This window comes from Cellulomonas sp. KU4C, assembly GCF_056868065.1.
The window spans coordinates 1,349,105-1,369,975 of sequence record NZ_CP200322.1 but is presented as its reverse complement, the minus strand read 5'-3'; the positions used below and the strand labels follow the sequence as shown (position 1 = coordinate 1,369,975).

Here is a 20,871-nt window from a genome sequence, read left to right as displayed (position 1 = left end):
CCCTGCTGGGTGCTCGGACCCCTACCGCTCCTCGGCGGCGGCGACGGCCTGCGCGCAGCCGGCCTGGAGCGCGGCACCGACGACGCCCATCGCGTCCCCGAGGGCCTGCAGCTGCGCGGGCGTGAGCACGTCGACCAGGTGCGCGCGGACCGACTCGACGTGCGCGGGTGCGGCGTCGACCAGGCGCCGCCAGCCGGCCTCGGTCATGGTGCAGTTCACACCGCGGGCGTCCTCGAGGCAGGGGGCGCGCTCGACCAGACCGGCGTTCTCCATCCGGCGGACGGTGTGGGTGAGGCGGCTGCGGGAGTGGGCGAGCTCGCCGGCGAGCTCGGACATCCGCAGGGTGCGGCCGGGCGCCTCGGACAGCCGGACCAGGACCTCGTACTCCCCGAGCGACAGGCCGGAGTCCTGCTCCAGCTCGTGCCCGAGGATGTCGAGCAGCCGCGCGGCGCCGTCCCGCCAGGCCCGCCACGCGCGCTGCTCGTCGGCGGTCAGCCAGCGGACGTCGTCGTGCGCCCGCGGCTCGCGGGTCGGGCCGGGGGTGCTGGTCGTGGCGGTCATCGACGTGTCCTTCCTGGGGGCGCGCTGTGACGTGGGTCGCTGATCGTCCCACAGCCCTTGCGTCGCTCCCCACACTGTAGTAGAAATCTCAACTAACCGCAGTTGACGCTTCAACCTTCGCAGGAGGCACCGCATGTCGACCACCACGCTCCCCACCGCCCTCACCGCCGGCACCTGGACGATCGACCCCTCGCACACCGAGGCGTCCTTCACCGTCCGCCACGCGGGCATCTCCAAGGTCCGCGGCACCGTCGCGGTGACCTCCGGCACCATCACCGTCGCCGAGGACCTCACGCTCTCCGGCGTCACCGCCGCGCTGGACCCGTCGACCATCAACACCGGCGACGCGGGCCGCGACGGCCACCTGAAGTCGGCCGACTTCTTCGACCTGGAGAAGTTCGGCGAGTGGACCTTCGCCTCGACCGCGGTCCGCGCGGACGGCGAGGACTACGTCGTCACCGGCGACCTGACCATCAACGGCGTGACCAAGTCCGTCGACCTGGCCACCGAGTTCGGCGGCGCGGCCACCGACCCGTTCGGCAACCAGCGCGCCGGCTTCTCCTCCTCCGTGACGATCTCCCGCAAGGAGTTCGGCATCACCTGGAACGCGGCCCTCGAGGCCGGCGGCGTCCTGGTGAGCGACAAGGTCGTCATCAACCTCGAGGTCTCGGCCATCAAGGCCGCCTGACCTCGACGCCCCTGACGGGGCACCCGGGCCGAAGGGTCCGATCGCGCACCCCCTGCCGCGATCGGGCCCTTCTTCCGTCCCGGGACCGCGCGGCCCTGGCCGCGCGACGTCAGGCCGGGTCGGCCGGGGCCGCGTCCTCGGGCCGGGTCGACCGCTGACGGGCGTGGAAGCCGAGGATCTGCAGCTCCGAGCCGAGGTCGACCTCGCGGACGTCGACGCCGTCCGGCACCCGCACGGTGCGCGGCGCGAAGTTGAGGATGCCCGTGACGCCCGCCGCCACCAGGCGGTCGGTCGTGGCCTGCGCGACGGACGCCGGGGTCGCGACCACGGCGATGCTCGCGTCCGCCGCGGCGATCACGTCCTCCAGCCGGTCGACGTGCTGCACCCGGTGCCCGCCGACGGTCGTGCCGACGACGTCGGGGTCCGCGTCGAACAGGCCCACCAGCACGAACCCGCGGTCCGCGAACCCCGAGTACGTCGCCAGGGCGTGCCCCAGGTTGCCGATCCCGACGATGACGACGTTGCGCTCCTGCGTCATCCCCAGCGCCTGGGCGATCTGCTTGCGCAGGTGGTCGACCTCGTAGCCGACACCGCGCCGGCCGCCGGCCCCCAGGTACGACAGGTCCTTGCGCAGCTGCGCGGGCGACGCGCCCACCAGCTCGGCGAGCTGCTCCGAGGACGTGGTGCTCGCGCCCTCGGACGCGAGACCGCCGAGGGAACGCAGGTATCCCGGGAGGCGGGCGACGGTGGTCGGCGGCAGGGCACGCACCTGCACAGACTAGGCGGTCGGGGGCCCCGCGAGGGCGTCCGCCAGGCGGTACGCGTCGATCTCCCAGTACCCGACGCGTGCACCGTCCACCTCGACCACCGGCAGCAGCTCCCCGTACGCCGCCGCGAGCGGTCGCCCGTCGGCCGCGGTGCCGCCCGCGTCGACGTCGACCTCCCGCCACGTCTCGCCCCGGGACGCGGTCACGCGCGCCACCACCTCGCGGGCGGCGTCGCACAGGTGGCAGCCCGCGCGGACGTACAGCACGGTGCGCGGCGCGGGGCCGGGGGTGACATCGGAGGTCGGCACGGCACGAGCCTAGGCATCTGACTACAGTGGCGGCGTGCCCGAGCCGATCGCACCCACCCCCGGGGACCCCGCGCAGCCGGGCAAGGTGGCCGCGTTCTTCGACGTCGACAACACGATCATCCGCGGCGCGAGCTCGTTCCACCTCGCCGTCGGCCTGTACCGCCGGGGCTTCTTCCGCCGCGCCGACCTGGTGCGGTTCGCGGTGCACCAGATCCGCTACCTGACGTTCGGCGAGAACCGCCAGCAGATCGACGAGGTCCGGTCCCGCGCGCTCGAGATCATGCACGGCCGGTCCGTCGCCGAGCTCGTCGCCATCGCGGAGGACGTCTACGACGAGGTGCTGTCGCTGCGGATCTTCCCCGGCACGCAGCGGCTGCTGGACCAGCACATCCGCGCGGGCCACGAGGTCTGGCTGGTGACCGCCACGCCCGTGGAGATCGCCGAGATCATCGCCCGCCGGCTCGGCACCACCGGCGGGCTGGGCACCATCGCCGAGCACACGGACGGGTTCTACACCGGCCGCCTCGTCGGGGACCTGCTGCACGGCGAGGCCAAGGCCGCCGCGGTGCGCACCCTCGCCGAGAAGGAGGGCCTCGACCTGTCGCGGTCGTTCGCGTACGGCGACTCCCTGAACGACGTGCCGATCCTGTCCGAGGTCGGGTTCCCGTGCGCGATCAACCCCGAGGGCCGGCTGCGCAAGCACGCCGCCGAGGTCGGCTGGCCGGTCCGCGAGTTCCGCGGCCGCCGCAACGCGACCCGCCGCGGGGTGGACGCCGCCACCGTCGCGGGGTCCGCGTGGGTGGTCGGCCTCGCGATCCGGGCCGTGCGGCGCCGGATCCGGTCGCGCTGGGGCGGGGTGTGAGCACGGGCGCACCGGGGCTGGGCGTGAGCCCGGTCGCGGTCCGCCGGCCCGGTGCCGCCGACGTCCCCGCGCTGGCCGCCCTCGCCGCCGTGACGTTCCCGCTGGCCTGCCCGCCGTCGTCGACCCCGGCGGACCACGCGGCGTTCGTGGCCGCGCACCTGACCCCCGAGCGGTTCGCCGCCTACCTGGCCGACGGCGACCGGGACCTGCTCGTCGCGGACGACGCCGGCGAGCTGGTCGGCTACACGATGCTGGTCGCGGGCGAGCCGTCCGCCGCCGACGTCGCCGCCGCGGTCCCGCTGCGCCCGACCGTCGAGCTGAGCAAGTGCTACGTCCTGCCCGGCCGGCACGGCGGCGGCGTCGCGGACGCCCTGATGGCCGCGAGCCTCGACGCCGCCCGGTCGCGGGGCGCCGCCGGCGTCTGGCTGGGCGTCAACGGCGAGAACACCCGCGCGCAGCGCTTCTACCTGAGGTCGGGCTTCACGCCGGTCGGCACCCGCACCTTCCAGGTCGGCACCCAGCAGCACCACGACCAGGTCCTGCACCACCCCCTCTGACCGGTCACTGCGTGGTGAGGACCGGCCAGCCGCTGTCGTCCCACGCGAGCTCGCGGAGGGCCAGGGTGGGGGTGCCGCCGGTGGCGCCGTCGTAGTAGTGGAACGCCAGCACCCCGCGGGAGACGCTCTGGCCGCCGGGACCGATGACGTCGCCGTCGGTCGACAGCAGCACGTCGCCGCCGTCGACCAGCAGGTCCGTGCCGTCGCGGGTGAGGTACGGGCCGGTGACGTCCCGGGAGCGGCCGACGGCGACCGTGTAGGTCGAGTCGACGCCCTGGCAGCACGCGTCCTGGGACACGAACAGGTAGAACCAGCCGTCGTGCGGCACGACGTACGGGGCCTCGATCGCGTGCGGGCTGCTGAGGCGCGACGCGAGCGGCTGCGGCTCGGCGCCGGCGACGGGCAGTCCGTCGGGCCAGGCAAGCTCGACCACCTGGATCCCCGACCAGTACGACCCGAACACCATCCAGGGCGTGCCGTCGGCGTCCTCGACGATCCCGGCGTCGATGGCGTTGTAGTCGTCGGTGGGCTCGGACCGCCAGACCTCGCCGCGGTCGACCCAGCCGTAGTCGGGGTCCTCCGGGTCGAGGGTGGGGCTGGTCCGCAGGCCGATCACCGAGCGGTTGGACCCGAACGTCGACGCCGCGTAGTAGAGGTACCAGGTGCCGTCGTGCTCGTAGAGCTCGGGCGCCCAGTAGTTCGTGACGCCGGGGACGGCCTCCTGCGCCCACCGGGGCGAGTCGGACGGCCCCCACGCGGTCCCGAGGTACTCCCAGGTGGCGCCCGCGTCGGTGGACCGCCGGACCTGGATCGCGCCGGCGTTCTCGCGGGCGTCGCCGGTGGAGTAGACGTACCAGGGCTCGCCCTCCGCCCCGGCGACCAGCGCGGGGTCGTGCACGGCGACGTCGCCGGCCACCGGCAGCGCGGTGGCGACGGGCGGGCCGCCGGCACGACCCAGGACCGCGATCGCGACGCCCCCTGCGGCCACGAGCACGACGACCACCGCCGCCGCGACGAGGGCGACCCGTCGACGGCGGCGGTGGGGGCGGGTGGTCTCAGGCACCGAGCCGGACCATGTTCCAGGACACCGGCGGCACCTGGACGGTGAGCCGGCCGCCGTCGATGGCGGCCGAGTCGTTGGCGCGCGGCAGCACCGAGGTGTCGTCGTCGGCGGTCGCGGACCAGGTGTGGTCGGGGTTGGACAACGTGGTCGCCTCGACGACCCGCAGCCCGGGGATCGACCGGGTGTCGACCTCGAGGGTGACCGTCTCGGTCTGCGACCGGTTGACGGCGAACAGCGCGACGGCGCCGGTCTCCGGGTCGCGGGTGGCGACGGCGTCGACGAGCGGCGCGTCGCCGAACTTCGCAGTCTCGTAGGTGGGCGCCTCGACGGCCACCTGGAGCACCTCGCCGCGCGCGTGCGCCGAGGCCTGCGCGAACGGGTGGAACGTCGTCTGGCGCCAGATGCGGCCGCCGGGCTCGGTCATGATCGGCGCGATCACGTTGACCAGCTGGGCGAGCGAGGCGGAGTGCACCCGGTCGGTGTGCCGCAGCAGGGAGATGAGCATGTTGCCCACGACGACGGCGTCCGCGACGTTGTACTTGTCCTCGAGCAGCACCGGGGCGACCGGCCAGTCGTCGCCGGACGGCGGGACCGACTCCGCGCGCTTCTGGTACCAGACGTTCCACTCGTCGAACGAGATGTGGATGCGCTTGGCGACCTTCTTGTGCGCCCGGACGCCGTCGGCGACCGCGCTGACGGAGTCGATGAAGTGGTCCATGTCGACGGCCGACGCCAGGAACGACCCGAGGTCGCCGTCCTCCTCCGCGTAGTACGCGTGGGCCGAGACCATGTCGACGTACTCGTACGTCTCGGACAGGACGGTCTGCTCCCACTGGCCGAACGTCGGGATCGGCACACCCGAGGACCCGCACGCCACGAGCTCGAGGTCGGGCTGGATCATCCGCATCGCGCGGGCGGTCTCGGCGGCGAGCCGGCCGTACTCGTGCGCGGTCTTGTGGCCGATCTGCCAGGGGCCGTCCATCTCGTTGCCCAGGCACCACATCCGGATGCCGTACGGGTCGGGCGCGCCGTTGGCCCGGCGCTGGTCGGACAGCGCGGTGCCGCCGCGCACGTTGCAGTACTCGAGGAGGTCGAGCGCCTCCTGGACACCGCGGGTGCCGAGGTTCACGGCCATCATCGGCTCGGTGCCGGAGGCCCGCGTCCAGCGCATGAACTCGTCGACGCCGACCAGGTTCGGCTCGGTGGAGTGCCACGCGAGGTCGAGCCGGCGGGGGCGCTGGTCGCGGGGGCCGACGCCGTCCTCCCAGCGGTAGCCGGACACGAAGTTGCCGCCGGGGTACCGGACGGAGGAGACGCCGAGCTCGCGGGTGAGGTCGATGACGTCGCGGCGGAACCCGTCGGCGTCGGCGGAGGGGTGCTCGGGGTCGTGGATGCCGGTGTAGACGCACCGGCCGAGGTGCTCGACGAACGCCCCGAAGGTGCGGCGGCGGACCGGTCCGACCCGGAACGCGGGGTCGATGGTCAGGGTGACGGTGGGCATGCGGGCAGCTCCTTCGCTGACAAGCCTCTACATCGTTGTAGAGCCATCGTGCCCGGTGGGTGCGGCGCCGTCAACACCCGCCCGATCAGCACCGTCGCGCCGTGACCAAACCGTTGCTTGACCGGACGACGTGACCCGTGCCACTCTCTCCAACGTTGTAGTTCAACGATGTAGAACCACGAGGTCAGAGCCGACCCGCACCCCCGGCCAGCCGACGACGGCTGCCCGACGCGCCCTCGACCTCGCCGAACCACGAGTGGAGGCAATGGCGCAATGACCACGAAGACTCTCCGGGCAGCGGCCCTCGTCCTGGCCGGGGCCCTCGCCCTGACCGCGTGCAGCTCCGGCGGCGGCGGTGAGGGCGGCGGCGACGGCGACGCGCTGACGTTCATGTTCCGCGGCGGCGCCGACGAGAAGGCCGCCTACCAGGCCGCGATCGACAAGTTCACCGAGGACACCGGCGTCGAGGTGAAGATGACCGTCACCGACGCGGACCAGTACGCCACCAAGCTCCAGGCCGCCGTGTCCGGCAACAAGGTGCCCGACGTGTTCTACATCGAGCAGGCCAACCTGCAGTCCTACGTCGCGTCCGGCGTGCTGATGGACATCACCCAGCAGGTCGAGGACGCCGGCGTCGACCTCGACAACATCTGGGAGTACGGCGTCGACTCCTACCGGTTCGACGGCACCCTCCAGGGCACCCCCGACGGCGCGCTGTACGGCCTGCCCAAGGACGTCGGCCCGTTCGCGTTCGGCTACAACAAGACCATGCTCGAGGCCGCGGGCATCCCGCTGCCCGACAAGGACGTCCCGCTCACCCTCGACGAGTTCCGCGACATCGCCAAGCAGCTCACCGTCGACACCGACGGCGACGGCGCGCTCGACCAGTGGGGCACCGGCCTCAACGTGCAGTGGAACGTGCAGTCGCTGGTCTGGAGCAACGGCGGCGACTGGACCAACGAGGACCGCACCGAGGTCACCGTCGACACCCCCGAGTTCGCCGAGGCGCTGCAGTACTTCGCCGACCTGACCAACGTCGACGGCGTCACCCCCAGCTCGTCCGAGGCCGCCACGCTCGACACCTACCAGCGGTGGATGGCCGGCGAGATCGGCTTCTTCCCCGTCGGCCCGTGGGACGTCAGCGTCTACAACGACCTGGACTTCGAGTACGACCTGATCCCCTGGCCCGCCGGCTCCACCGGCGAGTCCGCGACCTGGGTCGGCAGCCTCGGCATCGGCGTCTCCAACACCACCTCGAACCCGGAGGCCGCCGTCCAGCTCGCGACGTACCTGTCCACCGACGCCGAGGCCCAGCAGACGCTGGTCGACGCGAACATCCAGGTCCCGAACCTCAAGGACATGGCCGCCGAGTGGGCCGCCGCGCCCGACGCGAAGCCGGCGAACCGCCAGGAGTTCCTGGACATCGTCGAGGACTACGGCCGCGCGATGCCCGCCGCGTACACCTACGGCGCCCAGTGGTACGACGAGCTTCTGGGTGAACATCCAGCCGGTGCTCGACGGCAAGCAGACCGCCGCCGACTACCTCGCCGAGGTCCAGCCCAAGATGCAGGCGCTGCTCGACGAGTCCAACACCAACGCCGAGATGGCGGGCGGCGGGGCCTGACCCCACCCCCGGCCTCCCCGCCGGTGCCGGGCGCGCACGACCAGCGCCCGGCACCGGCGGGGGCACCCGCGAAGGAGCACCGGCATGTCCCACACCACGTCCACCACCGCGCCGACGGCCGTCCCCGCCGCCGCCGCGACGCCCGCCCCGGGCGGCACCGGGGGCAGCACCGAGCAGCGCGCCAAGCAGGCCATGCGCCGGCTGCACCGCACCGAGCACCGCTGGGCCGCCGCGTTCATCGCCGCGCCCGTGCTCGGCTTCCTCGTCTTCACGCTGTACCCGCTCGGCTACGCGCTCTACGCGTCGCTCACCCGGTGGAACGGCCTCACCGCGCCGCAGTTCATCGGGCTCGAGAACTACACCCGGCTGCTGAGCGACCCGTACTTCCTGCAGACGCTGTGGAACACGGCGTTCTACATGATCGGCATCCCGATCGGCCTGGTGCTCGCGCTCCTGCTCGCCATCGCGCTCAACCGCAAGATCCCCGGCCAGACGGCCTTCCGCACCATCTACTACGTGCCGGTGATCTCCTCGCTCGCCGCCATCGCGATCGTCTGGCAGTTCGCCTACAACGGCGACTTCGGCCTCGTGAACCAGGTGCTCGCGTGGTTCGGGATCGACGGGCCCGACTGGCTGCAGAACACCGCGACCGTGAAGCCCGCGATCATCCTCATGGCCGTCTGGAAGGGCCTCGGCTACTCGATGCTGCTGTACCTGGCGGCCATCCAGTCCGTGCCCCGCTCGCTGTACGAGGCCGCGTCGCTCGACGGCGCCAACGGCTACCAGCGGTTCCGTTCGATCACCCTGCCGATGGTGCGGCCCGTGACGTTCTTCCTCGTCGTCACGAACGTCATCGCCGGGTCGCAGATCTTCACCGAGATCAACATCATGACGCCGACCGGCGGACCCGAGTTCAGCTCCGCGTCGATCGTCTACTACATCGTCCGGCAGGCGTTCAAGTACCAGCAGATGGGCTACGCCACCGCGATGTCCGTCGTGCTCGGGCTGATCGTCTTCGTCATCACCCTCATCCAGTTCCGCCTCAACCGGCGCAACTCGTTCAGCATCGACTGAGGGGCCAGGAGCAACCATGAGCCGCAGAACACCGATGAGCGTCACGTCGCAGAACCGCCTCGTCAACACGGTCCTGTTCGTCGTGCTGGCCCTGGGCGCGGTCGTGATGATCGCCCCGCTGCTGTGGATGATCTCCACGTCGCTGAAGACCAAGGGCGAGGTCTTCGCCCTGCCCCCCGTCTGGATCCCCGAGGCGCCCCAGTGGGACACCTTCACGCGGATGTGGACCGAGGCCCCGATCCTGTCGGGCTTCAAGAACTCCGTCGTCGTCGCCGGGACGGTCACGGTCGTCGGGTCGGTGACGTCCTCGCTCGCCGCGTTCGCGCTGGCGAAGATGCGCCTGCCGTTCAAGAACGCGATCTTCATCGCGCTGCTGAGCGGGCTGATGATCCCCTACCCCACGCTGATGATCCCGCAGTTCGTCATGTTCTCGAAGATCGGCTGGGTCGACACCCTGCTGCCGCTGATCATCCCGCTGCTGTTCGGCAACATCATCATGATCTTCTTCCTGCGGCAGTACCTGTCGAGCGTCCCGGACTCGATGATCGAGGCCGCGAAGATCGACGGCGCCTCCTACCTGCAGATCTTCGGGAAGATGGTGTTCCCGCTGATCCGCCCCGCCATCGCCGCGCAGTTCATCCTCTGGTTCATGACCATCTGGAACGACTACCTCGCGCCGATCCTGTACCTGAACACCGAGTCGAAGCAGACGCTCCAGGTCGTCATCGCGAACCTCAACGTCGAGTACGCCACGCAGCGCGACTACCCGCTCATCATGGCGGCGTCGTTCGTGGCGCTGCTGCCGATCCTCATCGTGTTCCTCATCTTCCAGCGGCAGATCATCGAGTCCGTCGCGCTGACCGGGGCCAAGGGATGACCGCCACCGAGCCCGTCGTGGACACCAGCACCTGGGGCGCCCGGCACGCCCACGACCCCACCGCGGTCCGCGACGACGACGGCGTCTACTGGCTGTTCTCCACCGACGCCTACGCGGACGGCCCGCTCCCCCGCGCCGGGGTGCCGATCCGCCGCTCGCTCGACCTGGTCACCTGGGAGCTGCACGGCTGGGCGCTGGACGGCGTCCCCGCCGACGCGGTCGCCTGGGCCGGCGCCGAGGGCCTGTGGGCCCCCGACGTGGTCCGGGTGCCGGACGCCGTCGACGTCCCCGGCGACCAGCGGTGGCGAATGTACTGGTCCGCGTCGTCGTTCGGGTCCCGCACCTCCGCGATCGGCCTCGCGACCGCCCCGCACCCCTCGGGACCGTGGCAGGACCGCGGCCTGGTCGTCACCAGCCGGCACGACGTCGACGGCCCCAACGCCATCGACGCGAACGCCGTGGTCGACGACGCGGGACGGCACTGGCTGGTCTACGGCTCGTTCTTCGGCGGCATCCACGCCCTCGAGCTCGACCCCGTCACGGGGTTCGTCATCGGGTCCGGCGGTCGCCCGCGCCCCGGACCCGGGCTGCTGCTGGCCCGGCGCCCGCACGCGGTCGAGGCCGCGATCGAGGGGGCGTTCGTGCTCCGGCGGCCCGACGGCGGCTGGGCGCTGCTCAGCTCGTTCGACTCGCTGTTCAACACCTACCACCTGCGGGTCGCGGTCGGGCCGGAGCCGGTCGGGCCGTTCCGCGACCTCGCCGGCCGGCTCGCGACCGACGTCGACGCCGACCCCGTCGGCAGCGTCGTGCTCGCCGGGCACCGGTTCCCCGGCGGCCCCGGGCGGCTCGCCCCCGGCCACGCGTCCGTGCTCACCGAGTCCCGGCCCGGCGGCGGCGAGCGGCACCTGCTAGTGCACCACGTCCGCGACGCCGCCGACCCGACGCAGCACGAGGCGCAGGTCCGGCGGATCGTGTGGACCACGACCGGGTCGCCGCTCGTGGCCGCGCAGCCGTGGGCCGGCCCCCTCGAGCAGGACGACGAGTCGACCTGGCCCGCGTCGACGGCCGGGCTCGCGGGCGTCTGGGAGGTCGTCACCTACGACCGCGGCGACGTGCTCACCGAGGCCGTCCCGCGCACCGTCACCGCGACGGAGCTCGATGGGCTCGTCCCGCTCGGGTCGGGACGATTCACGTGGAACGGTGCCGACAGTGCCGCCGGTGCCGCCGGTGCCGCCGGTGCCGCCGGTGCCGCCGGTGCCGCCGGTGCCGCCGGTGCCGCCGGTGAGACGGTCGAGGTCGTCGTGCACCCGTCGTGGGACGCGGTCCGGCAGCGCCCGGCGCTGTCGTTCGCGGCGATCGACACCGGGACCGGGGTCGTGACCGTGGGGACGCAGGTCGCGACGACGGCCGACGGGGGCCGGCCGTGACCGCCCCGGCCGCGACCCGCGGACCGGGTGCGAGGACGGCGGGTGCCGCGGGGTCCCGCGGTCCGGGCGCGGCGGGGTCTCGCGAGGCGGGGTCCCGCGACGTGGCCCGGGAGGCGACGCGGCGAGCCGTGCGCGTGCCCGTCCTCGAGGGCGGCGAGGACGTCGGCGGCTGGGCCGGTGCCGTGATGCGCTGGCTGCGGGTGGCCGTGCGGCTGGTCGAGGTCAACCTGCTGGTCCTGCTCGGGACGCTCGCCGGGGTGGTCCTGCTCGGCGCCCTGCCCGCGCTCGGGGCCGGGGGCACCGTGCTCGCCGCGGTCGCCACCGGTGACCCGCCGGAGTCGGTGTGGCGCGCGTTCTGGGCGTCCTACCGCGCGGACTTCCGCCGGCTCAACCGGCTCGGGTCGCCGCTGCTGGTCGCGACGGTGCTGCTCGCCGCGGACGCGCTGGCGCTGCCGTACCTGGCGGCGTCGACCGGGTCCACCGGCGCAGCGGCCGTCGCCGCGGCGGGGCTGCTGCTGCTCGGTGCGGCGGTGCTGGTGCTCGGCGCGTGGTTCGTCCCCGTCACCCGGCGCTACGACGAGCCGTTCGGCCGCACGTGGCGGTTCCTGGTGCTCGCGCCGCCGACCTCGCCCGGGACGGCGCTGGCCGTGCTGGTCACGTTGGGGGCGATCGGGTTCGTCGGCTGGCACCTCACCGTCCTGCTCCCGCTGGTCGGCGTCGCCGCGGCGCTGCTGCTCACCGGCGTGGTCGTGGACCGACGGCTCGACCGGATCGAGGAGACCGTCCCGGCGCGCTGACCCGGCACGCTGACCCGGCGCGCGCCGCTGCGCCCGCCGAGACAGGACCTCCGCGCCGAGACAGGACGCCCGGACGTCCTGTCTCGGCGCGCGGGTCCTGTCTCGGCGCAGGCGTGGGCGGGGGCAGCAGGCGGTGGGGCGGCAGGCGGTGGACGCCGTCGGCCTACCGCGCCGCTGTCGGGTCCGGCTCGCGCGCCGCCGCCCGCGCCGCCGCGACCGCGCGGCCGCGGTCCGTCACCGGGAAGCGGTCGACCACCGCCCGGAGCGTCGCCGCGTCCTCGTTCGCGCCGAACGCCTCGGCGAACGGCTGGAGCGCCACGCTGCCGTGCAGGGTCCCGGCGGCGACGGGGTCGAATCCCAGGGCGTCCACCAGCGCGGACACCCGGTCCACGGCCGCGGCGTCGTCCCCCGCGACCGCGATCGCGCGCCGGCCCGGGTCGCCCGCCGGCCGGGGTCCCTCGTCGAGGTCGTGGTAGCCCATGTGGTTGAAGGCCTTCACGACCGTCGCGCCCGGCAGCGCCGCCGCGACCAGCTCGCTCGTGGCCACGGCCGGGTCCGCGAGGTCCGGCCGCTCGCCGTCGGCCTCCCACCAGTAGTTCATCGCGTCGACCACGAGCGTCCCGGCGAGGGCGTCGGCGGGGACGTCGGGCAGGCGACCCAGCGGGATCGCGAGCACCACGACGTCGGACCGGGCGGCGAGGTCAGCCGTCGTGGTCGCGCGGGCGCCGGGGACGAGCACCTCGACGATCAGCCGGATCCGGTCCGGGTCCCCCGAGCCGGCGAGCAGCACCTCGTACCCGGCGGCGACCGCGAGCCGCGCGAGCACGGTGCCGAGCTTGCCCGCCCCCAGGATCCCGACGGTCCGGATCCCGGCCGCCCGCACGTCGGCCGTCACGCGGGCGACCCGGCGCGGGACGCGAGCAGGTCGCGCACCATCGGCGCCACCTGCGTGCCGAACAGCTCGACCGCCCGCAGCCGGGCGCTGACCGTCTGCGGGCCCGCGGTGTAGACCAGGTCGAACCGGCTGACGTCGAGGGCGTCCACGGACGCCGCGATCTTCCGCGCGACCGTCTCCGGCGACCCGACGTACAGCGAGCCGTTCTCGATCTCGTGGTCGAACTCGGCGCGGCGCAGCGGGGGCCAGCCACGCAGCGCGCCGATGGTGTTGCGCATCTTCTGGTAGCTCGGGAAGTAGGTCTCGCGCGCCTCGGCGTCGGTGTCCGCGACGAACCCGGGCGAGTGCATCCCGATCCGCCCCTCGGGCGTGCCCAGCTGCTCGGTCGCCCGGCGGTACAGGTCCACGTACGGCCGGAACCGCTCGGGCTCGCCGCCGATGATCGCGAGCATCAGGGGCAGGCCGTACCGCGCGGCGCGGACCACGGACTGCGGGGAGCCGCCGACGCCCACCCAGGTGTCGAGCCCGCCGGCGGTCTTCGGGAACACGTCGGCGTCCGCGAGCGCCGGGCGGGTGGTGCCGGACCAGGTGACCGGCTGCTCGGCGAGGAGCTGGTGGAACAGCTCGATCTTCTCCTCGAACAGCACGTCGTAGTCGGCCAGGTCGTAGCCGAACAGCGGGAACGACTCGGTGAACGACCCGCGCCCGAGGATGACCTGCGCGCGCCCGCCGGACAGCGCGTCCACGGTCGCGAACCGCTGGAACACGCGCACGGGGTCGTCGGAGCTCAGCACGGTGACGCCGGACGCGAGGGTGATCCGCTCGGTGCGGGTGGCGATGCCCGCGAGCACGGTCTCCGGGGACGACACGGAGTACTCGGGCCGGTGGTGCTCGCCCAGCGCGATCACGTCGATGCCGGACTGGTCGGCGAGCACGGCCTCGTCGAGGACCTGGCGGATCGCCTCGGGGTGGGTCAGGACGCGGCCGGCGTCGTCGGTCGGCACGTCGCCGAAGGTGTCCAGTCCCAGCTGCAGGGCGGTCATGCGCGGTTCCTCCGGTTCGTCGACGTCCCGATCGTGCGGCACGTGTGGTTGAACAGTCAACTAGCCGCCCGGGATTCCGTACCACGACGAGTGTGCGAGGCCGACGCGCCCCCGGTCATCCCCCGGGCTTGCGTAGGTGGCTCCCGGGGGTGGAGCACGCCACCTCCGGGACCGGACCGGGGCACGACGACCGCAGCACCCGCCCGCTGCTGGACTGCCCGCATGAGACCTCGCACCGTCACCACGTCCGCCCTGCTCACCGCCCTGCTGGCGCTCACCGCCTGCGCGGGCCCCACCCCCGACCCGACCGCCGGGAGCACCCGCAGCACCCCACCCGACGACGGCATCTGGACGTCCTGCGACGACCTCGTCCGCGACGAGCGGGAGGTGGCCGAGCTGCTCCAGGAGGAGCCCGTGCTGACCCGGTGGCAGGACCGGCTGCAGTGCGCCGAGGTCGAGGTGCCGCTCGACCACGCCGACCCCGGCGGCCGGACCATCCGGCTGGCGGTCAGCCGCCTGCTCCCGGAGGTCGCGAGCACCGGCGTCGTGCTCACCAACCCGGGCGGGCCCGGCCTCCAGGGACGCACGATGCCCGCGCTGCTCGCCGCGTCCGGGATGGCGGACCTCGCGCACGACCTGACCCTGGTCGGCGTGGACGTGCGGGGCACCGGCGGGTCCACCAGCGTCGACTGCGCGGAGCCGGACGAGGGCGCCGGCGCGTCGGACGCGGAGGTCACCGCCGACTCGGCCGCGGCGGCCGCCACGCGCCTGTCCGCCGCGAACGAGGCGTGCGTCGCCGGCGACCCCGCGTTCTTCGCGCACCTCACCACGCAGGACGCCGCCCGCGACCTCGACCTGGTCCGCGAGGCGATCGGGGTGGACCGGGTCCGCTACCTCGGCGTCTCGTGGGGCACGGAGCTGGGCGCGGCGTACCTGTCCCTGTTCCCCGAGCGCGTGGAGGCGATGCTGCTCGACAGCATGGCCGACCTGCGGCAGGACGCCCCGGCCGCCCTCGACGACGTCGCCGCGACCTCCGCCGCCTCCGGGCTCCCGGGGTCCGACGACGCGGCCATCCAGCTGCCCGCGTTCCGCATCCTCAGCGCGAGCGCCAGGACCGCGTTCGTGTGCAACTCGGTGAGCGGGGCCGCCGACGCGCAGCAGGTCTGGGCGGACCACGTGGCACGCGCGGCGCGGCTCGGCACCGACCCGCAGGTCCGGACGCAGAGCCCGGTGTCCGGGGAGCTGCCCGGGACCTCGGCCTGCTCCGGCTGGCCGCTCGCCCCCCAGCCGTTCCCCGTCGCAGCGGGCCCGCACGACCAGCTCCAGGTCGTCGGCCACGAGCACGAGACCGTGACCCCGGCGGCCTGGGCCCGGCACGCCCACGAGCTGCTCGGCGGCCACCTCGCCGTGCTCCCCGACGGCGTGCACGGCGGCCTCGCCGACTCCCCGTCAGCGACCGCGGCCGTGACGTTCCTCCGCACCGGCACCCCGTTCTGACCCCAGCCGCCCCGTCCCACCCCGGCCGGACCCGCAGAGTGGAAGGTTCGGCACGACACGCCCGGCGAGTCGGACCGGGTGGATCCACTCGGGGCCAACGGGGCCGGCCCAGCCCGGGGTCAGGCCACGACCGTGCGGGGGGTGGTCCGGGGGTGGGGGGTGCGGGAGGCGCCCGTGGTGGACTCGCGGGGGACGACCGCGAAGTCGGTGATGACCTCGACGTGTCCCGCGGGGGCGGTGCCGGCGACGCGGGCCAGCAGCAGGTCGACGGCGGTCCGGGCGATCTGCTCGCGGCCGGGGGCGACGGACGACAGCGGCGGGGTGGCGTAGGCGGCGTCCTCGATGTCGTCGAACCCGATCACGGCCACGTCCTCGGGGACGGCCACCCCGCGGTCGTGCAGCACGTGCAGGGCGCCGATGGCGAGCGCGTCGTTGAGGCCGAACACGGCGTCGATCTCGGTGCCGGCGTCCAGCAGCCGCTCCATCGCCTCGGCGCCGGTCGCGCGGTGCCAGAGGCCGGCCTCGACGACCAGCGCGGGGTCGACGGGCAGCCCGGCCTCCTCGAGCGCCTGCTCGTACCCGCGCTGGCGCAGGGCGGCGGACCCGACCGTCTCGCCCTCGTGCGAGCCGATCAGCGCGATCCGTCGCCGGCCGGTCGCGATGAGGTGCTGGGTGGCGGCGCGGGCGGCCTCGACGTTGCTCATCGTGACGTGGTCGGCGGGGCCGCCGAAGATCCGCTCGCCGAGCAGCACCATCGGGTAGTCGACGGCGAACTGCTCGCGGTCGTCGGTGCCGAGCGCCAGGGGGAGAAGATCAGCCCGTCCGTGAGGTGCCGGCGCTGGCTGGTGAGCACCTCGAGCTCGCGCTCCCGGCTGGCGTTGGTCTGCTCGATCAGCACGATGACGCCGTGCTCCTCGGCGGCGCGGATCACGGAGTCCGCGAGCTCGGCGAAGTACGGCAGGCTCAGCTCGGGCACGGCCAGCCCGATCATCCCGGTCCGCCCCTGCCGGAGGTTCCGCGCGGAGATGTTCACCCGGTAGCCGAGCTGCTCGATGGCCTGCTCGACGCGCTCCTTGGTCTCGGCGCGGATGTACGGGTAGCCGTTGATGACGTTGGAGACGGTCTTGATGGACACCCCGGCGATCGCCGCGACGTCGTGCATCGTCACGCCCGCGCGCTTGCCGGCCACCGCCACCACCTCTCCCGCTCGTCGACTGGTGCTCCTGCGGCCCCACGGACCGCGCCGCGCCCCAGCGTAGGGGCGCGGCGCGGTCGGCGGTGGCGGGTTCCGCCGCGGATCAGCCGGTCACCGTCCGCCGAGCCCGGTGGTCGCGACCGCCTTGACGATCTGCCGCTGGAACAGCATGAACAGCAGGATCAGCGGCAGGGCCGCGATGACCGCCGAGGCCATCGTCTGCGCGTAGATCGTGCCGTACGCGTTCTTCACCGTCGAGAGCCCGACGGGCAGCGTCATGAGGTCGGGGTTGTTGGTGACGATGAACGGCCACAGGAAGTTGTTCCACGCGCCGATGAACACGAAGATCGCGACGGCCGACACGATGGGCCGGGAGATCGGCAGCACGATGGACCAGAACGTCCGCCAGTGCCCCGCCCCGTCGACCCGGGCCGCGTCCTCGATCTCCTGCGGCACCTCCGCGAAGAACTTCGAGAAGATGTAGACCATCACCGGGGCGACCAGCTGCGGCAGGATCACGCCCTGGTAGGTGTCGACCGCCCCGATGGCCTCCATCTGCCGGAACAGCGGCACGATGAGGATCTGGCCGGGCACCGCGATCAGCGCGATCGTCCCCGCGAACAGCAGGTTCTTGCCGCGGAACCGGGTGCGGGCGAACCCGTAGCCGGCCAGGGCGCACACCCCGACGGTCAGGACCGTCACGGACCCGGCGATCAGCAGCGTGTTCGCCATCCAGCGCGGCACCTCGCCGCGCTCGAACACCGACCGGTAGTTCTCCAGCGTGAACCCGCCGTCGGGGAACCACTGCAGCGGCACCGACTGGGCCTGCGCCTCGGTCTTGAACGAGGTGTCGACCGCCCAGAGCAGCGGCAGCAGCCAGGTGACCGCCAGCACCACCAGCAGGACGACGGCCAGCACGGTGGCCGTCCGGCTGCGCCCGAGCACGAGGCTGCGGGTGCGGCGGTTCTCGTCGCGGCGCTCGGCGTACGCGCGGCGCCAGCCCCCGGTCGCGGGGGCCTCGATCGTCTCAACGGCCACGGCGCTGCTCCTTCCGGCGGGACGTGGTCAGCACCTGGAACCCGACGGCGACCACGATGATGAGCGCGAAGTAGATGTACGACATCGCGGAGGCGTAGCCCATCCGGTAGCCGGTGAACCCGGTGTCGTAGATGTACTGCAGGATCGGCCGGGTCACGCCGCCCGGCCCGCTGCCGCCGTTGAAGGCGATGAACATCTGGTCGAACACCTTCAGCGAGGCGATCACCTGCAGGACCGTGATGAGGATGGTCGTGGCGCGCAGCTGCGGCATGGTGATCGACCACAGCCGCCGCCAGGCGCCCGCGCCGTCGAGGGCCGCGGCCTCGTACATCTGGTCGGGGATCGCCTGCAGCGCGGACAGGTACAGCAGGAAGTTGAAGCCGACGGTCCACCACAGGGTCAGCAGGGCCATCGACCACATCGCGACCGAGGTGTCGGTCAGCCAGCCGACCTTGTCGAGCCCGAGCCGGTCCAGCCAGTAGTTGAAGAAGCCGATCTCCGGCTGGTAGAGCCACACCCAGATCTGCACGACGACGGCGACGGGCAGCATGTAGGGGGCGAAGAACGCGAGCCGCCAGACCCACTGGCCGGGGAGCCCGGTGTAGACCAGCAGCGCCATCGCGAGCGCCACGAGGACCAGCGGGACGGTGCTCATCAGGGTGAACACGACGGTGTTGCCGAGCGTGGACCACATGGTCGAGTCGCCGAACGCCTCGGCGTAGTTGTCGACGCCGACCCAGCCGCCGTTGCCCATCAGCGACTGCTCGGTGAAGCTCAGCCCGAGGCCCCAGAGGGTCGGGACCACGAGGAACAGCACGGCGACGACGACGAACGGCAGCACGAACAGCCAGCCGCTCCCCTCCCGCCGGCTGCGGCCGCGCCGGGCGCGGGGAGGTTCGGGGCTGCGGGGCGGTACCGACGCGGCCTGCGACTGGGACGGGGTGGTGACGGTGCTCATCGCGGTGATCCCTTCCGTCAGGCCGGCGGCTTGGTCTGGAGGGCGGCGTCGAGGGCCCCGACGAGCCGGTCGACGGCGGCCTCGGGGGACGACTTGTCGAGCCAGGCGCCCTGCAGCGCCTCGCCGACGCGCGCCTGGAAGTCGGACCCGGAGCCGGTGAACCAGGCCTGCGGGTCGAAGACGGCCTCCTCGCTGGCGCGCGCGTAGTGCGACTGCGGGACCTTCTCCTGGTACTCCGCGGACTCGGTGACCTCCCGGTTGGCGGGGATGTGGCCGCCGTCGGACCAGAGCAGCGACTTGCGGAGCATCGCGGCGACGGTGGCGTACGCGGCGTCGCGCCGGTCCGGGTCGACGTTGACCTGGTGCGGCAGCACGAACACGTGCGAGTCGCCGTAGGTGGCGGGGCTGCCGAACAGCGTCGGCATCGGCATCGCGTCGACGTCGACCCCGGCGGTGAGGAACGACTGCAGCTCCCAGTTGCCGTTGAAGCACATCCCGACGCGGCCGGTCGAGAAGTTCGCGACCGCCGACGGGTAGTCGCTGTTCGCGATCGCCACGGTGTCGTCGAGCATCGACTGCACGTAGGTGACGACCTCGACGAGCGCGTCCCGGTCGACCTGCGCGCGCTCGCCGGGGTTCAGCACCACCTCGGCGCCGGTCTGGCCGTAGAGGCCCCAGAGCATCCGGGACATCTGGGCGCCGTCGCCGGTGTACCCGTAGCCGACGCCGGCGTAGCCGGTGACCTCGGCCATCGCGCGGCCGGCCTCGAGGAACCCCTCGGGCGAGTCGACGCCGGTCAGCCCGTCCGGGCCGAGCAGCCCGGCCTGGTCGGCGAGGCCCCGGTCGTAGAACAGCAGGAACGCGTGGAAGTCGAGCGGCACGGCCCACAGCTGCCCGTCGATGACGGCGCGGTCCCACAGGGCCGGCGGGAACATCTCCTCGGTGACGCCGTGCTCGGCGAGGGTGTCCAGGTCCCACGGGTCGAGGACGCCGCCGGGCACCCAGCCGGCGACCCGGGTGAGGTGCATGACGGCCAGGTCGGGCGAGCGGCCGCCGACCGACGCCATCACGAGCTTGGTGTAGTAGGGCGCCCCCCAGGTCAGGACGACCGGGTCGATGCCGACCGCGGGGTTCTCCTCCTGCACCTCGGAGAGCATCTGCTGGAAGATGCCGCCGTCACCGCCGGTGAACAGGTGCCACATCTGGATGCGGGTCGCGGGGGACGCGGCGCCCGCGGTGCCGGTGGCGCACCCGCTCAGCGCCCACGCGCCGGCCAGCGCACCCGCGCCGGCGGCCGCTCCCTTGAGGACGGACCGGCGGCTGACCACCGGACCGCCCGGACCTCCACGAGCACGTGAGATCATCGTCGACCCCTCCTCGGACGGGTCGGACGCGGACGCCCGACCAGCAGTTTTCATCGTTGAAGACCGAGTGGAGTGAATCAGGACGAACGGGACGCGTCAAGGGGCCGCGCCGCACCCCCGCGGGCACGACGAAGGGCCCGGCACGTCCGTGCCGGGCCCTTCCACGACGCCGCTGGGAGCGGCAGCCGTCACTTCTTGTTGCGACGCTGGTGACGCGTCTTGCGCAGCAGCTTGCGGTGCTTCTTCTTCGCCATGCGCTTACGGCGCTTCTTGATGACGGAGCCCATGGGTCCTCACTCGCTTCCTGTTGGCGAGCGCGCAGGCGTCCGCCGGTTCGTGGTCGATCGACGCGCGGCACGACCGGTCGGCCAGGCCGTCCCGGCTCGTGTCATCACCAGCCGGTCCAGCCCCGAGGAACGCCCACGCACGGGAAAGTCCGGTCCCTACCCTACGCGATCCGGCAGGGCGCCCGCGACGTGGGCCGCCGGACGGGTGGCGCCGGTCGGCGTCGGGGCGTCAGGAGGACAGGCGGCCGGCGCGCGGCCCGGCCTCGTCCTCGTCGTCGGCGACCAGGTCGAGGCGCGCCGTGGCGAGGTAGTGGTCGAGCGCGTCCTGCGGGACGCGGAACGAGCGGCCGACGCGCACGGCGGGCATCTCGCCGGAGTGCAGCAGGCGGTACACGGTCATCTTCGACACCCGCATCACCTCGGCGACCTCGGCCACGGTGAGGAACCGCACGCGCCCGGGCTGCTCGCTGGTCATGGCCGCTCTTCTC

The 20,871-nt window shown here is 73.2% G+C and carries 23 protein-coding genes and 1 pseudogene; 10 read left to right on the top strand and 14 right to left on the bottom strand.

Annotated features, from left to right (window positions below):
- Positions 1–21: 21 nt before the first annotated feature.
- Entirely contained in the window at positions 22–561 is a 540-nt protein-coding gene (locus AC1VL8_RS06495) for a MarR family winged helix-turn-helix transcriptional regulator (RefSeq protein WP_389233332.1), read from the bottom strand.
- 133 nt (positions 562–694) lie between these two features.
- Between AC1VL8_RS06495 and AC1VL8_RS06490 the strand changes: the two genes are divergently transcribed.
- On the top strand, positions 695–1,249 hold the full coding sequence (locus tag AC1VL8_RS06490; protein WP_203668052.1) for a YceI family protein: 555 nt from the start codon (positions 695–697) through the stop codon (positions 1,247–1,249).
- A gap of 109 nt (positions 1,250–1,358) precedes the next feature.
- On the opposite strand, the gene AC1VL8_RS06485 is transcribed toward AC1VL8_RS06490, so the two are convergent.
- Complete coding sequence (locus tag AC1VL8_RS06485) at positions 1,359–2,018, bottom strand: redox-sensing transcriptional repressor Rex (protein WP_483074599.1); 660 nt, start codon at positions 2,016–2,018, stop codon at positions 1,359–1,361.
- Positions 2,019–2,027: 9 nt separating this feature from the next.
- Complete coding sequence (locus tag AC1VL8_RS06480; protein ID WP_389233339.1) at positions 2,028–2,324, bottom strand: glutaredoxin family protein; 297 nt, start codon at positions 2,322–2,324, stop codon at positions 2,028–2,030.
- A 34-nt stretch (positions 2,325–2,358) separates the two neighbouring features.
- Between AC1VL8_RS06480 and AC1VL8_RS06475 the strand changes: the two genes are divergently transcribed.
- Both AC1VL8_RS06475 and AC1VL8_RS06470 read left to right on the top strand, forming a co-directional pair.
- Entirely contained in the window at positions 2,359–3,186 is an 828-nt protein-coding gene (locus tag AC1VL8_RS06475) for an HAD family hydrolase (protein WP_389233342.1), read from the top strand.
- Positions 3,183–3,743: a GNAT family N-acetyltransferase gene (locus tag AC1VL8_RS06470; RefSeq protein ID WP_483074598.1), complete on the top strand. Its 561-nt coding sequence runs from the start codon at positions 3,183–3,185 to the stop codon at positions 3,741–3,743. The genes AC1VL8_RS06475 and AC1VL8_RS06470 overlap by 4 nt, the downstream gene beginning before the upstream one ends.
- Positions 3,744–3,747: 4 nt before the next feature.
- Here AC1VL8_RS06470 and AC1VL8_RS06465 read toward each other — a convergent pair whose 3' ends face one another.
- The gene (locus AC1VL8_RS06465; RefSeq protein ID WP_483074597.1) at positions 3,748–4,806 is read right to left on the bottom strand and encodes an arabinan endo-1,5-alpha-L-arabinosidase; all 1,059 of its coding nucleotides are present in this window, start codon (positions 4,804–4,806) and stop codon (positions 3,748–3,750) included.
- Positions 4,799–6,307 (bottom strand): arabinosylfuranosidase ArfA, encoded by a 1,509-nt coding sequence (gene arfA / locus AC1VL8_RS06460; RefSeq protein WP_483074596.1) that lies wholly within the window; start codon positions 6,305–6,307, stop codon positions 4,799–4,801. The genes AC1VL8_RS06465 and arfA overlap by 8 nt, the downstream gene beginning before the upstream one ends.
- A 273-nt stretch (positions 6,308–6,580) precedes the next feature.
- Here arfA and AC1VL8_RS06455 point away from each other — a divergent pair.
- The 6 genes and pseudogenes from AC1VL8_RS06455 to AC1VL8_RS06430 all read left to right on the top strand — a co-directional run.
- A pseudogene (locus tag AC1VL8_RS06455) lies at positions 6,581–7,642 on the top strand (ABC transporter substrate-binding protein); the annotation flags it as partial.
- A gap of 160 nt (positions 7,643–7,802) precedes the next feature.
- Entirely contained in the window at positions 7,803–7,931 is a 129-nt protein-coding gene (locus tag AC1VL8_RS06450) for a hypothetical protein (RefSeq protein WP_483074595.1), read from the top strand.
- A gap of 84 nt (positions 7,932–8,015) precedes the next feature.
- Complete coding sequence (locus tag AC1VL8_RS06445; protein WP_389233357.1) at positions 8,016–9,005, top strand: carbohydrate ABC transporter permease; 990 nt, start codon at positions 8,016–8,018, stop codon at positions 9,003–9,005.
- 16 nt (positions 9,006–9,021) lie between these two features.
- Positions 9,022–9,882, top strand: a complete 861-nt coding sequence (locus AC1VL8_RS06440) for a carbohydrate ABC transporter permease (protein WP_483074594.1) — start codon at positions 9,022–9,024, stop codon at positions 9,880–9,882.
- On the top strand, positions 9,879–11,309 hold the full coding sequence (locus AC1VL8_RS06435; RefSeq protein ID WP_483074593.1) for an arabinan endo-1,5-alpha-L-arabinosidase: 1,431 nt from the start codon (positions 9,879–9,881) through the stop codon (positions 11,307–11,309). Before AC1VL8_RS06440 ends, AC1VL8_RS06435 begins: the two co-directional genes overlap by 4 nt.
- Positions 11,310–11,437: 128 nt before the next feature.
- Positions 11,438–12,106 carry a DUF624 domain-containing protein gene (locus AC1VL8_RS06430; RefSeq protein WP_483074592.1) on the top strand — a complete coding sequence of 223 codons (669 nt, stop codon included), beginning with the start codon at positions 11,438–11,440 and terminating at the stop codon, positions 12,104–12,106.
- 163 nt (positions 12,107–12,269) lie between these two features.
- On the opposite strand, the gene AC1VL8_RS06425 is transcribed toward AC1VL8_RS06430, so the two are convergent.
- Positions 12,270–13,001, bottom strand: a complete 732-nt coding sequence (locus tag AC1VL8_RS06425; RefSeq protein WP_483074591.1) for an NADPH-dependent F420 reductase — start codon at positions 12,999–13,001, stop codon at positions 12,270–12,272.
- The gene (locus AC1VL8_RS06420) at positions 12,998–14,044 is read right to left on the bottom strand and encodes an LLM class flavin-dependent oxidoreductase (protein ID WP_389233371.1); all 1,047 of its coding nucleotides are present in this window, start codon (positions 14,042–14,044) and stop codon (positions 12,998–13,000) included. Before AC1VL8_RS06420 ends, AC1VL8_RS06425 begins: the two co-directional genes overlap by 4 nt.
- A gap of 222 nt (positions 14,045–14,266) precedes the next feature.
- Here AC1VL8_RS06420 and AC1VL8_RS06415 point away from each other — a divergent pair, with 222 nt between their 5' ends.
- Positions 14,267–15,541, top strand: a complete 1,275-nt coding sequence (locus AC1VL8_RS06415; RefSeq protein WP_483074590.1) for an alpha/beta fold hydrolase — start codon at positions 14,267–14,269, stop codon at positions 15,539–15,541.
- A gap of 119 nt (positions 15,542–15,660) precedes the next feature.
- On the opposite strand, the gene AC1VL8_RS06410 is transcribed toward AC1VL8_RS06415, so the two are convergent.
- The 7 genes from AC1VL8_RS06410 to AC1VL8_RS06380 all read right to left on the bottom strand — a co-directional run bounded on the left by AC1VL8_RS06410 (position 15,661) and on the right by AC1VL8_RS06380 (position 20,858).
- The gene (locus AC1VL8_RS06410) at positions 15,661–16,296 is read right to left on the bottom strand and encodes a substrate-binding domain-containing protein (protein ID WP_483074589.1); all 636 of its coding nucleotides are present in this window, start codon (positions 16,294–16,296) and stop codon (positions 15,661–15,663) included.
- Complete coding sequence (locus tag AC1VL8_RS06405; protein WP_483074588.1) at positions 16,242–16,730, bottom strand: LacI family DNA-binding transcriptional regulator; 489 nt, start codon at positions 16,728–16,730, stop codon at positions 16,242–16,244. Before AC1VL8_RS06405 ends, AC1VL8_RS06410 begins: the two co-directional genes overlap by 55 nt.
- Before the next feature lie 117 nt (positions 16,731–16,847).
- Positions 16,848–17,774, bottom strand: coding sequence for a carbohydrate ABC transporter permease (locus AC1VL8_RS06400; RefSeq protein ID WP_483074587.1), 927 nt, complete (start codon positions 17,772–17,774; stop codon positions 16,848–16,850).
- Positions 17,764–18,732: a carbohydrate ABC transporter permease gene (locus AC1VL8_RS06395; protein ID WP_389233377.1), complete on the bottom strand. Its 969-nt coding sequence runs from the start codon at positions 18,730–18,732 to the stop codon at positions 17,764–17,766. The genes AC1VL8_RS06400 and AC1VL8_RS06395 overlap by 11 nt, the downstream gene beginning before the upstream one ends.
- Positions 18,733–18,749: 17 nt before the next feature.
- Positions 18,750–20,096, bottom strand: a complete 1,347-nt coding sequence (locus AC1VL8_RS06390) for an extracellular solute-binding protein (RefSeq protein WP_483074586.1) — start codon at positions 20,094–20,096, stop codon at positions 18,750–18,752.
- Between the two features lie 188 nt (positions 20,097–20,284).
- Positions 20,285–20,383 carry a 30S ribosomal protein bS22 gene (locus tag AC1VL8_RS06385; RefSeq protein ID WP_003792170.1) on the bottom strand — a complete coding sequence of 33 codons (99 nt, stop codon included), beginning with the start codon at positions 20,381–20,383 and terminating at the stop codon, positions 20,285–20,287.
- Positions 20,384–20,612: 229 nt separating this feature from the next.
- Entirely contained in the window at positions 20,613–20,858 is a 246-nt protein-coding gene (locus AC1VL8_RS06380) for a helix-turn-helix domain-containing protein (protein ID WP_389233385.1), read from the bottom strand.
- Positions 20,859–20,871 lie beyond the last annotated feature (13 nt).

Bases quoted from the DNA above. Each gene is read 5' to 3' on its own strand.
- AC1VL8_RS06380 (WP_389233385.1), bottom strand. From the start codon at position 20,858: ATGACCAGCGAGCAGCCCGGGCGCGTGCGGTTCCTCACCGTGGCCGAG.
- arfA (WP_483074596.1), bottom strand. From the start codon at position 6,307: ATGCCCACCGTCACCCTGACCATCGACCCCGCGTTCCGGGTCGGACCG.
- AC1VL8_RS06445 (WP_389233357.1), top strand. From the start codon at position 8,016: ATGTCCCACACCACGTCCACCACCGCGCCGACGGCCGTCCCCGCCGCC.
- AC1VL8_RS06395 (WP_389233377.1), bottom strand. From the start codon at position 18,732: ATGAGCACCGTCACCACCCCGTCCCAGTCGCAGGCCGCGTCGGTACCG.
- AC1VL8_RS06420 (WP_389233371.1), bottom strand. From the start codon at position 14,044: ATGACCGCCCTGCAGCTGGGACTGGACACCTTCGGCGACGTGCCGACC.
- AC1VL8_RS06495 (WP_389233332.1), bottom strand. From the start codon at position 561: ATGACCGCCACGACCAGCACCCCCGGCCCGACCCGCGAGCCGCGGGCG.
- AC1VL8_RS06415 (WP_483074590.1), top strand. From the start codon at position 14,267: ATGAGACCTCGCACCGTCACCACGTCCGCCCTGCTCACCGCCCTGCTG.
- AC1VL8_RS06390 (WP_483074586.1), bottom strand. From the start codon at position 20,096: ATGATCTCACGTGCTCGTGGAGGTCCGGGCGGTCCGGTGGTCAGCCGC.
- AC1VL8_RS06410 (WP_483074589.1), bottom strand. From the start codon at position 16,296: ATGGTGCTGCTCGGCGAGCGGATCTTCGGCGGCCCCGCCGACCACGTC.
- AC1VL8_RS06385 (WP_003792170.1), bottom strand. From the start codon at position 20,383: ATGGGCTCCGTCATCAAGAAGCGCCGTAAGCGCATGGCGAAGAAGAAG.
- AC1VL8_RS06440 (WP_483074594.1), top strand. From the start codon at position 9,022: ATGAGCCGCAGAACACCGATGAGCGTCACGTCGCAGAACCGCCTCGTC.
- AC1VL8_RS06435 (WP_483074593.1), top strand. From the start codon at position 9,879: ATGACCGCCACCGAGCCCGTCGTGGACACCAGCACCTGGGGCGCCCGG.
- AC1VL8_RS06490 (WP_203668052.1), top strand. From the start codon at position 695: ATGTCGACCACCACGCTCCCCACCGCCCTCACCGCCGGCACCTGGACG.